Genomic DNA, 11571 nt, shown 5'->3' with positions numbered 1-11571 from the left:
CCTTATGAAGCGCTACTGCACCAGCACCAGCTTCTCTTTTGGAAAATACACCGTAACCTGCTGTCCTTGAACGAACGGCTGCTCCATCTCCTGATTGACCGTGAATACGCCAAGCTCCGTCTCCACCTGATATTGATAGCTGCGGCCGAGATACGTGCTGATCTGCACCTTACCCGGCACAATGTTACGGGCAGTACCAGGCTCTGGACTCGCAGCGAACAGCTGCAGATCATCCGGGCGGATGGCCCCGAGCAGTCCGGTATTGCCTTCACCGCTTTGCCGTTTCGCCGCCTGAAACTTCAGCGCACCACGGCTGAGTTCAATATCTGTACCTGTATCATTTCTGCCTTCAAAAGAAATAAAGTTCCCGAACCCGATAAACCGGGCCACAAATTCGCTGGCCGGATATTTGAAGATCGTTGACGGCTTGTCGAGCTGCTCGATTTTGCCGTTATTCATAACGGCCACCTGATCGGAGATCGAGAAGCACTCCTCCTGGTCATGCGAGACATAGACGGTTGTGATGCCCAGTTCCTGCTGGATGCGGCGGATTTCCACACGCATGTTGACCCGCAGGTTGGCATCAAGGTTGCTCAGCGGCTCATCGAACAGCAGCAGATCCGGCTCAATGACGAGCGCACGGGCAATTGCCACCCGCTGGCGCTGTCCGCCGGAGAGGGCCGCCGGGAGTCTTTTCTCAAAGCCGCCCAGACTGACGGTCTCCAGCATCCGGGTTACCCGTTTCTTGACCTCGGCTTCCTTCATTTTGCGCAGACGCAGGCCGAACGCCACATTGTCAAAGACCGACAGATGCGGAAACAGCGCATAGCTCTGGAACACAAAACCGAAATTGCGTTTTTCCACCGGAACCTTGGTGTAGTCCTTCCCGCCGAACATGAAGGCTCCCGATTCCGCGTTCAGGAACCCGGCGATCAGGCGCAGGGTTGTTGTTTTGCCGCAGCCGCTGGGACCGAGCAGCGAGAGAAGCTGTCCTTTGGCCAGCGACAGATTGAAATCCTCTAGAATCAGACGGTTGTCATACGCAACCGATACTTGGTCAAGACTTAAAAGTGACATTGCGTGACGCCCCCTTTATCATTTATTAGGCTATCTTTTGGTAAAATAAGCGAATCCCATCAGCCGCTCAATGACGAACATCAGCGCCGCCGTCAGCACCATCAGAATGACCGAAATGGCCGCAATGGTGGGATCGAAGTAATTTTGCACATAGGTCAGCATTTGAATGGGCAGTGTACTGATCCCCGGACCGGTCATGAACACGGAAATATCCACATTGTTGAACGATTCCAGGAAAGCGATCAGGATGGCTGCCAGAATTCCGGAACGGATGTTAGGCAGTACGACTTTGAAGAAGGTCTGCAGCCTGGAAGCCCCCAGACTCTGCGCAGCTTCCTCCACCGCAAAATCGAAATTTTCCAGACTTGAAGCGATTACCCGGATGATAAAAGGCAGCATTATCACGGTATGCCCGATCAGCAGACCGGCGACAATCGGCAGCCCGTACACTACAATCAGGTAGCGCAGCAGCGTAAAGCCCAGCACAATGCCGGGAATCAGCACCGGAGACAGAAAAATCGCATTCAGCGTATCGCGTCCGCGGAACCGGTAACGGCTCAGGGCATAAGCTGCCGGTACACCCAGCAGAAGTGCCAGCAGATTGCCGAGCAGCGAGATGATCATCGATGTTTTGAAGGTCTCCATGAAGGCACTGACCTCGAAGATATTCTGATACCACTTCAGTGAAAAGCCCTCAGGGGGGAATTTCAGGACCGTGCCCGGCTCAAAGGAAGTTATAGAAATGATAACGAGCGGACCCAGCAAAAATATAAAGACCAGCACCGTATACAGTGACAGCGCGCGGTTCCCTTCCTTCATGTTCTCACCCCTTCGGATTTAAGCGGTTGGCCCAGGCGTTCATCAGCCCTACCACCACAAATGTAATAACAATCATAATTACAGCGATAACGGAGGCTGCCTGCCAGTCATTCAGCGTCATCGCATTCTGGTACAGGAAGGTCGAGACCACCCGTTCCTTACCGCCGAGCAGTGCCGGCGTAGTATACGCCGTAAGGCTGCCGACGAAGACCAGAATTCCGCCGATAATAAGACCCGGCACCGTCAGAGGAAAGGTGATTTTACGGAACGCCGCGAACGGGGAAGCCCCGAGACTGCGCGCCGCCCGCACCAGCTCATGATCCAGATTCTCCATCACCCCGAGAAGCGTAATAATGATCAGCGGCAGGAACAGATGCACAAGCCCGATCATCATGGCAGCAGGCGTATAGAGAATGTCCAGCGGTTTGTCGATCAGCCCGGTATTGACGAGAAAAGAGTTGATCAGCCCTTTTTTGCCGAGGATAATCATCCAGCTAAAGGAACGTACAACGGGACTGGTCAGCAGCGGAAAGATCGACAGCGCCAGCAGAATCCCCTTCTTGCGGGCACTGGCCCGCGAGATATAGTAAGCCGCCGGATACCCGAGCAGCATACAGATCAGCGTAGTCACTACACTCACCCGGAGCGTAGTGAGCAGGATGCGGTTAAAGTATCCGTCGCGGAAAAAATGCAGATACCCTTCCAGCGTCAGCTTCCCGTCCTGCACAAAAGTGGAACCTACAGTCAGCGTAATCGGCACCAGCATGAATGCCGCCAGGAACAGGAGCCCCGGCAGCAGCAGATAGATTGCTCTTTTGTTCATTCTAATGACTCCCGTCCTTCTTCGGCTCTTGGTTCAATCGATTTAAGCTGGTAATGAAGCATTCCAGAAAAGCGGGCGCATCCACCTCCAGGCAGACACCGGTATTTGCCGGCTTGCCCAGCCGGTTCTGGAAATCGCAGACGGTCTGCCCGTCGCAGAGGTCGCTGCGGGTCTCCACATCCACATAGTAATTCTGCACGGTAACAAACGAGCGGTTCAGCGCCACGCCTACTGCCAGCGGATCATGCAGCGCACAGGCCTGCACACCGTTGCGTTCGAAATAACGTGTACGGTAATCCGCCGTACTCTGCTCCACATATTCGCGGATCACCGGGTTCTGAAGCTTCTGTATATCGTCTGCGCCCAGCAGCGCACGGCGGGTAACATCAAGCCCGACCAGCGTCAGCTTGGGGAATCCGGCAGCCAGCACCAGCTTGGCCGCTTCCGGATCGACGTACATGTTATATTCCGCAGTTGGCGTAACATTGCCGAATCCCTGCACCACACCGCCCATTACAATGACTTCCGCAGCATACTGCGTCAGCTCCGGGCATTTGTGCAGCGCACGCGCCAGATTGGTCAGCGGCGCGGTCATGATCAGCGTCACTTCTCCGCGCTGTGCCGACAGCTGGCGGATGATGAAATCCTCCGCTGCTTCTGCCTCAGCCCGCTTCGTGACGGCATGATCACGAAGTGCACCACCGATGCCGTCGGCACCGTGTACACGGTGCTCGAAGACCGGCTTGCGAAGCAGCGGCGCGTCCGCTCCGCGGAACACCGGAATCTGCCCGGATACTCCGAGCAGTTCAAGGATTTTACAGGTATTCAAGGTGGCCTGATTCAGGGACACATTGCCGTTAACCGTGGTGATTCCGAGAATGTCGAGCTCTCCGCTCGCCACCGCCAGCATGATCGCCAGCGCATCGTCCACTCCTGTATCTACGTCCAGAATAACTTTTTTACGTGCCGTCATCCTTAGCCGCCGATCTCACGGTTGAAACGGTCCGTCCATTCGGTGATGTGCTCATTCACGAAGGACATATCCAGCTTGCGCAGCTGGCCGATCACATCCGCACCGTAAGTTACACCCACAGCTTCTTCAGGTGTCAGCATGACGTTCATGCTAACCGGGGAATCGACCTTCGCTTTGGCGGATGCTTCCTGCACTTCATCGCTCAGCTGCCAGTTGATGAATTCCTCGGCGAGTTCTTTATTGTCGCTGCCTTTGACAACGTTGATGGTATTCATTACGGCATAGGCACCTTCGGATGGTGCCACAAATTTAGCATCGGGCACAGCAGCCTGCAGATCCTTGAAGTACATTTCCATAATCGGACCGCCGGCGATTTCTTCCTGGCTGAACATATTCACATATTCAGAGGTCTGGCTGTAGTATTTCACAACATTGTTGTCCAGTTCCTTCAGCTTCGTGAATGCTGTATCTTCATTGAAGGTTGCATCGCCCGCTGCAGCAGAGGCCGCATCCACAACCATTGGGCCTGCAGTTGCCGTAATCGCCGGCAGGGTCAGGTTCTTGTCGAACTTGGTCCACAGATCAGCCCAGGAAGATACGCCACCTTCAACCAGCGCCGGATTATAGGCAATGCCCAGGCGTCCGATCGTGTAAGCAGGACCGTATTCTGCACCGAGCGGCGCTCTCGCAATATCGTAAATGTTCTCCAGATTCGGAATCTTGCTGTTGTCGATACTTTCGAACAGCCCTTCATTGATTCCCTGCTGCGCATAGTAATCGGACAGGTAGACGACATCTACATCCGAGCTGCCCTGGCGGATTTTGTTCAGGCGTTCAGCGTTATTGCCGATTTCCACCACGATTTTTACATTGTGCTCTTTCTCAAACGGCTCGTAGACGGATGCTTTGAAAAAATCCTCCGAGAAGCCCCAGGTAGAGATCACAAGTTCCGTTGGCTCACCCGATTGGTTGGCTTCCGGTGCAGCCGCATTGCTTGTTCCGGCGTTATTCGTTGCCGCATTGTTGGAGCCGCAGGCAGCCAGCATAGAAGTGAGGGCCAGAGCAAGGCCGGTGGTCATAATCTTTTTCATTAGTCAAAAACCTCCCAAATGTAGTGGTAATAGGTGTTACAAATCCAGTGTTTATCCTGCAAATCCGGTATGATCTGTCAGTCATTGTTCGAAGCAATCGGCAGCGTAAAACGGATCAGCAGCACCCCCAGTTGGTAATAAACCGTTCAGTTTCCTTATTTTTTCGTAAAAAAAAGAAAAGCATTCTTGTAGGAACAAGAACACTTTTCTTTGTATAAACAAAGTAAAGAGCTACCCGTTATAGAAGGACGGTCTTCGCTTAAGATAGATCAAAAGCAAAAATCCGCAAATATCCTGTTGAAGCTGTCATTCTTCGGCCAATATCATATTCGTAAAGGCCCACTGGGTCGGCGCGTCGTAATCCCGGAGCAGAACCTCAATGGTTAATCCCATCTCTGCTTCGAGCCGTTCTTTGAATTTCTTCTTGAACAGCATCGACATCCGAAAATCCACTTCCTGCTTAAGCTCTGGTGCCTCGCCTTCCAAGGCGGTTGACCTGGGAGACCTGCGGTGCTTGGCGTGAAAGGTAATGACCCGCTGATCGACAGTAACGCGGAGCAAGGTCGTCCCGAAACCAAACAATTCCTTGGAGATCTCATTGTAGATCTGGCACATCTTCTTCTTCTGTTCGCTGTTTTCCAGTTCTGCCATGAAACCACCTTTGAAAACAGAATATCGTACAATTGCGTCGATAACAATAGCTATTATACATAATTATAGTCCTAACGGCAACAAAAAAGCTAAATATTACATGAAAGTGACGCCAAACACGAACATTAATTGTTATACACTAGTGAAATGGTCACGAAAACTGTTGTAACCCTGAGTTAAAAGTTGCAGTTTTGCCGTTTTATCCCGGCCTCGGCGGGTTTGTCAGGTTCATTTGGCCGCCCCCCGCTTACGTCAACTTTAAAAGCAATTATGCATCTCCCCCTGCCAGTTGCCATTTAAAAGCCTGTTTATTAGCACAGCTGCCTTTCTTTCCTTTCCCACACTTACACGCAATTTCAAGAGAACCCCTGCCACGAATTCTTTTCCGTCCGCCACTTACACTATTTATGACGCACTTCACTTCTGTCTCCCCATTCCCCTTATTGCCCGCTCATGCTCATTTCAAACGCATTTTCTGGCGCTTATTATTCCCTGTCTCTTTCGCACAATACAAAAGGAGCCGGGTCTCCCCGGCTCCTCTCATTCCCTGATGATTCTGATTTTGATTATCCCTGTGCCTTCAAGTGGAAGCAGCCGCTCACATAGTCACGCTGAATGTCCGGCAGTGCCAGCCCCGCCTGCATCAGCCGGTCGCCGCCGTATACCTCACCGGAATCCTGCACTACATAGTTGATGTCCGGGTTCAGGCCCCGCACTTTCAATGTCCGGCGTGCCGGGTAAGGCACGGCCATTACACGGAAGTAGTAGACCAGCGCTTCACTCTGATCATCCGAGACGAACATCCAGGCCGTTTCGTTGCCCTCGAACGGGCTCTGCAGGCGGTACAGGTTGCCCTGCTGGACCAGGCTGCGGATTTCCTTGTAATTCGCGACCTGTTCTTTTACAAGCTCCTTCTCCTCCTCCGTGAACTTGGTCAGGTCAAGCTCATAGCCGAAGTTGCCCGACATTGCGACGTCCCCACGGAAGGACAGCGGCGTAACACGACCAACCTGGTGATTCGGTACCGCAGAGACATGTGCTCCCATCGCGCTGACCGGATACACGAGACTGGTGCCGTATTGAATCTTCAGGCGCTCCGCCGCATCTGTATCATCGCTGGTCCAGGTCTGCGGCATATAATAGAGCATACCCGGATCGAAACGGCCACCGCCGCTGGAGCAGCTTTCGAACAGGATGTTCGGGAAATCTGCCGTCAGACGCTCAATCAGCTCATAGAGTCCCAGCACGTAACGGTGGGCGGTTTCCCCCTGGCGTTCAGCCGGCAGATCAACAGATCCGATCTCCGTCAGATTACGGTTCATATCCCATTTAACATAAGCGATCGGCACCGTGGAGAAAATTTTGCTCAGCGCATCATAGACATACTGCCGCACCTCGGCGCGTGTAAGGTCCAGCACCAGCTGCCAGCGGGCTTCCGTGCGGCGGCGTCCCGGTACATGCAGACACCAGTCCGGGTGGGCACGGTACAAATCGCTGTCCGGCGAGATCATTTCCGGCTCTACCCACAGGCCGAACTGCATGCCCAGGTCGTTGACCCGTTTGGCTACGTCAGCCAGCCCCCCCGGAAGCTTGCGCAGATCCTCGGTCCAGTCGCCGAGTGATGAGTTATCGGCATCGCGTTTGCCGAACCAGCCGTCATCCAGCACGAACAGCTCGATCCCCAGCTTGGAGCCTTCAGCGGCAATATCCACCAGCTTGTCTGCATCAAAATTGAAATAGGTCGCTTCCCAGTTATTCACGAGGATCGGACGTTCCTTATCACGGAAGGTTCCCCGCACCAGCCGTGTACGGTACAGCCGGTGATAGATCCGTGACATTCCGCCGAGACCTTCATCCGAATAGACCATGACAGCCTCAGGAGTCTGGAAGCTCTCTCCGGCCGCCAGACGCCAGGAGAAGTCAAACGGATTCAGGCCAATTCCGATACGGGTGTGCCCAAAGGCATCCACTTCTGCTTCAGCCGCAAACCCTCCGCTGTAAACCAGCGAGAAGCCGTACACTTCACCCTGATGCTCATCCGTACCCGGCTTAACCAGCGCGGCAAACGGATTGTGCTGATGGCTGCTCATCCCGCGGCGGGACTGCAGCGCTGTCGTTCCCTGCTCCAGGCGTCTGCGGGTCAGATTCGCTTCCCGCGACCATCCGCCGGAAAGATACAGCAGATCAAACTGCCCGTCCTCCGGAAAATCGACCGAGGCACTCAGTCCACGCAGCAGATCCAGCGGCGCCTCGCCGTCGTTCGTGAATTCTACTGAACGGGCGATGACGTCCGTGTCGCGGTACACCGTGTACCGCAGAACTACGTTCAGCGACGCATAATCGTCGCGCAGCACAAGCTCCAGTGTATCCGCTTCTTCCTCGGATTCCACATATACCGAAGGAAGTCCGGCAAGCTTCGGTTTGCCCGGCAGCACCCGGTAGCCGCTGTAGCGCAGCTCGGTAATCCGCGTGCCGTCCCCCAGCTTCACCTGATACGCCGGCACACGGAAATCTCCTGTACCGTACTGCGGATATTCCTGCGGCAAACGGTCCAGCCCTGTGCCTGCCCCCAGATGCGGCAGACCCTCCAGATTCCCGTCATTGCGCAGCTTTTTGCCCCAATATACATGGATAGGATAATTATTATAAAGGCCGATAATGTAACTCATACCTTTACTCTGCAAATGAAAGGTTCCCTTTTCATCGTTAATCCAAATCGCCATTGTCCGCTCCTCCTCCAAAGTCTGGGCCTGTTTTTCTACTATTCTGCCGTTTAGCGTGCGGCGGCTGAAATGAGAGGTACTTTTACCTCTCATTTTGACGTTTCGCACACATTGGGCGAATTCAAAGGTACTTTTACCTCTCATTCCGGCGTTTCGCACACGTTGGGCGAATTCAAAGGTACGTTTACCTTTCATTCCGGCGTTTCGCACACGTTAGGCGAATTCAAAGGTACTTTTACCTTTCATTCTGGCGTTTCGCACACATCGGCTGATATCAACGGGACTTTTCCCGTTCATTCCACCGTTTGGTCCGCCTCAGCCGAATTCAAAGGTACTTTTACCTTTCATTCCGCGGTTTCGCACACGTTGGCTCAAATCAAAGGTACTTTTACCTCTCATTCCGGCGTTTCGCACACGTTGGCCGAATTCAAAGGTACTTTTACCTCTCATTCTGGCGTTTCGCACACGTTGGGCGAATTCAGAGGTACTTTTACCTCTCATTCCAGCGTTTCGCACACGTTGGCTGAAATCAGAGGTACTTTTACCTCTCATTCCGCCATTTCGCACACATCGGCTGATATCAACGGGACTTTTCCCGTTCATTCCACCGTTTGGCCCGCCTCAGCCGAATTCAACGGGACTTTTCCCGTTCATTCCACCTTTTGGCCCGCCTCAGCCGAATTCAACGGGACTTTTCCCGTTCATTTCGCCTATCAGCCAGCCCGGGTCAGCTAAATCACCCGGGCCGTTTCACATCCGCCGGCCAGACTTAAATAAAGTCAGCCATCGACAGAACCGCAAGCCCCTTCGGCGCTGCCGGAGTGAAGTCCTGCTCCCCGGCCCCGCTGCGCCGCAGCGAGAATTGTACGGTCTTGGCCTCGCCCGGCAGCAGATCAAAGAAATTGTCGGAGAAGATTCCCTCTTCCTCCGCCGTCAGGTAAACGCCTCTGGCCAGCACGTCGCTGCTGACCGTAAAGCTTACGCCGCCGCTTCCCGGAACCTCAGTTACCGTAAGCACCGGCTGGCTCAGCTTGATCTCCTTCGCAGCGGCGAAGTAGTACTCCTTGCTCTCCAGCAGGGAGCCGTCTGCCCGCAGCGAAGCCACCAGCACGACCTGTGCCGGATCGCTGCCCTTAAGCAGTTCCGCTGACGGCACGGTAAAGACCACTGCCGCCGAATCCGCCGCCAGCTGCACCGGCTGCTTCCACTCTTTCAGCACCGCGCCGCTGAAATCATGCAGCCGGACAACCAGCTCTGCCTCCACAGCCGTCTGGCGGTCAGACACCGCATGCACCTGCAATATTTCCTCATCCTGCACAATGGACAACAGGATGTCCTTGAAGCTCTTGCGCGCTGTGTACTGCAGCGCCTTCCAGCGGCCGAAATAATCCATGCCCGCCCAGGAAGCCACCGGCCAGCAGTCATTCATCTGCCAGTACAGGGTTCCCATGCAGTAAGGCTTGTTTCTTCTGTGGCTTTCAATGGCCATTCTCATCGCCTCTGCCTGGAGCACCTGGCTCATATAAAGGAACGACTTGAAATCCTTCGGCTGCGGCAGATAGATATCCATATATTCCTTAATGATCTGATTGCCGCGTCCGTTCTTTTGGTGAGCCAGCATGACTTTGGACTCCAGCTCCATATCCTCTTCAACAGCATAGCTCAGCACCGATTTCAGCTCAGGGAAGGACTGGAAGCCGTATTCACTCATGAAGCGGCCGACCTTGACATTGTAGTTCTCAAAAGGCTCAATCCCGTGCCACACGCCCCAGTAATGAATATCTCCTTCACCCGTAATCCGCGTCGAGTGCTGGTCTTGATTATCCGTCAGCTCGCGCAGCGGTGAAGAAGCCCAGTAGTCCATACCGGGATGATTGGCGGCAACCGCCTCCGGCAGAATCCGGTGGAAAATCTCCTTATAATCTCTCCACAGCGTCTCCCGGATCTCGGCACTCATCTTTTCCTTCCAGCCCCAGCCCATATTCTCCTCGAAATTCGCCCAGGCAGAGTCAATCTCATTGTTGCCGCACCACAGCGCGATACTCGGATGATTGCGCAATCTGCGCACGTTATACGCCGCTTCCTCACGGACATTGTTCAAGAATGCTTCATCTCCCGGGTACATACTGCACGCGAACATGAAATCCTGCCAGACCAGCAGACCGTATTCATCACACAGCCGGTAAAAAGCTTCCTCCTCATAAAATCCGCCGCCCCACACCCGCAGCATGTTCATGTTCGACTCCGCAGCTGTAGCGATTTCATGCCGGTAGCGGTCTTCGGTTACCTCAGTAATAAAACTGTCGTTCGGAATATGGTTTGCTCCCTTGGCGAATACCGGAACACCGTTCAGTTCGAACTGGAACGAAGCGCCTTCGGCATCCGGCTTGCGGATCAGCTTGATCTCCCGCAGTCCGGTTGTGACCTCTTTGCCGGCAACCACAGCACCGTTCTCCAGCAGTTCTGCCTGGAATACAGTCAGCTCCGGCGAGCCCAGCCCGTTGCACCACCACAGCCGCGGATTAGACAGCGTAATATCCAGCTCCAGCGTTTGTTTTCCACCTGTAAAAGAAACGTTCTGCGTCCATTCCTGCCCTTCCGCAGTGATCCGCAGCGTTCCTTCCCAAGCTGCAGGGACATCAGCTTCAATTATTGCTGTCAGCCGCGCTTCCTCTGCTGTCACAGCATTCTGACGGATGTACAGATCGGCAATTACAGCGGAATCCCGTCCTTCCAGCACCGCTTCCCGCCAAATCCCGCTTGTCAGAAATCTCGGACCCCAATCCCAGCCGTAATGGTAAGGGGCTTTGCGCGCGAACACACTGATCCGCTGCTCCTGCAGGCCGCCGAGCTCCGACTGGTCATTGGGAGCAGGCAGATCATAACCAAGCTTCTCCAGCTTCGGCAGATCCTCCTTAACTACAGAACGGAACTTTACCCGGATCTCATTCTCCCCAGCCACCAGCAGCCCTTTAACATCTGCCGTCCATGCCCGGAACATATTATCCGCAGAAAGCGCATGCACATTATTCACATACACATCCGCATAAGTGTCCAGTCCCGCAAAGTTCAGTTCGGTAACCGCCAGCCCCTGCCAGCTCTCATCCAGGGTCAGTGTGGTTTTGTACTCCCAGTCCTTCTTGTCAATCCACTGCAGATCATGCTCGTTTGTTCCATTAAAAGGATCACTGATAAGTCCGTTACGGAGCAGATCCGTATGTACCGTCCCCGGCACCACTGCCGGAAGCCAGGCTTCATCGCCGCACGCTCTAAATTCCCAATTCGTCAATTCAAGATGTAGTTTCGTCATGAGTCCTCCTAAAAGTTTTGTGAGTATATGCTTCTCCTACCAGCTTCGTACAAAACTAGCTTCGAAAGCATACGCCTAAGTTTTGTGAGCATATGCTTCTCCTA

General features: G+C 53.8%; 9 protein-coding genes. 1 reads left to right on the top strand and 8 read right to left on the bottom strand.

All coding sequences use genetic code 11. The features are described from left to right. Positions 1–12: 12 nt before the first annotated feature. The 7 genes from C2I18_RS16210 to C2I18_RS16180 all read right to left on the bottom strand — a co-directional run bounded on the left by C2I18_RS16210 (position 13) and on the right by C2I18_RS16180 (position 8157). On the bottom strand, positions 13–1077 hold the full coding sequence (locus C2I18_RS16210; protein ID WP_249896797.1) for an ABC transporter ATP-binding protein: 1065 nt from the start codon (positions 1075–1077) through the stop codon (positions 13–15). Between the two features lie 30 nt (positions 1078–1107). Next, a complete protein-coding gene (locus C2I18_RS16205) occupies positions 1108–1896 on the bottom strand; it encodes an ABC transporter permease (RefSeq protein WP_249896796.1) in 789 nt (262 codons plus the stop codon). A 4-nt stretch (positions 1897–1900) separates the two neighbouring features. Continuing rightward, complete coding sequence (locus tag C2I18_RS16200; RefSeq protein WP_249896795.1) at positions 1901–2719, bottom strand: ABC transporter permease; 819 nt, start codon at positions 2717–2719, stop codon at positions 1901–1903. 1 nt (position 2720) lies between these two features. Further along, a complete protein-coding gene (locus C2I18_RS16195; protein ID WP_249896794.1) occupies positions 2721–3692 on the bottom strand; it encodes a nucleoside hydrolase in 972 nt (323 codons plus the stop codon). Between the two features lie 2 nt (positions 3693–3694). Next, a complete protein-coding gene (locus C2I18_RS16190) occupies positions 3695–4783 on the bottom strand; it encodes an ABC transporter substrate-binding protein (RefSeq protein ID WP_249896793.1) in 1089 nt (362 codons plus the stop codon). Between the two features lie 306 nt (positions 4784–5089). Further along, positions 5090–5434 carry a DUF2294 domain-containing protein gene (locus C2I18_RS16185; RefSeq protein ID WP_249896792.1) on the bottom strand — a complete coding sequence of 115 codons (345 nt, stop codon included), beginning with the start codon at positions 5432–5434 and terminating at the stop codon, positions 5090–5092. A gap of 566 nt (positions 5435–6000) precedes the next feature. After that, on the bottom strand, positions 6001–8157 hold the full coding sequence (locus C2I18_RS16180) for an alpha-galactosidase (RefSeq protein WP_249896791.1): 2157 nt from the start codon (positions 8155–8157) through the stop codon (positions 6001–6003). A 111-nt stretch (positions 8158–8268) separates the two neighbouring features. On the opposite strand from C2I18_RS16180, the gene C2I18_RS16175 reads away from it, so the two are divergent. Beyond that, complete coding sequence (locus C2I18_RS16175; protein ID WP_249896790.1) at positions 8269–8892, top strand: hypothetical protein; 624 nt, start codon at positions 8269–8271, stop codon at positions 8890–8892. A gap of 34 nt (positions 8893–8926) precedes the next feature. On the opposite strand, the gene C2I18_RS16170 is transcribed toward C2I18_RS16175, so the two are convergent. Continuing rightward, positions 8927–11467, bottom strand: a complete 2541-nt coding sequence (locus C2I18_RS16170; protein ID WP_249896789.1) for a glycoside hydrolase family 2 protein — start codon at positions 11465–11467, stop codon at positions 8927–8929. Positions 11468–11571: the final 104 nt, after the last annotated feature.

The organism is Paenibacillus sp. PK3_47 (assembly GCF_023520895.1).
Lineage (GTDB): Bacteria > Bacillota > Bacilli > Paenibacillales > Paenibacillaceae > Paenibacillus_AQ.
This window is presented reverse-complemented; position numbering and strand designations above follow the sequence as displayed.

Coding starts and splice junctions, on each gene's coding strand:
- C2I18_RS16210 (WP_249896797.1), bottom strand. CDS start 1,077: ATGTCACTTTTAAGTCTTGACCAAGTATCGGTTGCGTATGACAACCGT.
- C2I18_RS16205 (WP_249896796.1), bottom strand. CDS start 1,896: ATGAAGGAAGGGAACCGCGCGCTGTCACTGTATACGGTGCTGGTCTTT.
- C2I18_RS16200 (WP_249896795.1), bottom strand. CDS start 2,719: ATGAACAAAAGAGCAATCTATCTGCTGCTGCCGGGGCTCCTGTTCCTG.
- C2I18_RS16195 (WP_249896794.1), bottom strand. CDS start 3,692: ATGACGGCACGTAAAAAAGTTATTCTGGACGTAGATACAGGAGTGGAC.
- C2I18_RS16190 (WP_249896793.1), bottom strand. CDS start 4,783: ATGAAAAAGATTATGACCACCGGCCTTGCTCTGGCCCTCACTTCTATG.
- C2I18_RS16185 (WP_249896792.1), bottom strand. CDS start 5,434: ATGGCAGAACTGGAAAACAGCGAACAGAAGAAGAAGATGTGCCAGATC.
- C2I18_RS16180 (WP_249896791.1), bottom strand. CDS start 8,157: ATGGCGATTTGGATTAACGATGAAAAGGGAACCTTTCATTTGCAGAGT.
- C2I18_RS16170 (WP_249896789.1), bottom strand. CDS start 11,467: ATGACGAAACTACATCTTGAATTGACGAATTGGGAATTTAGAGCGTGC.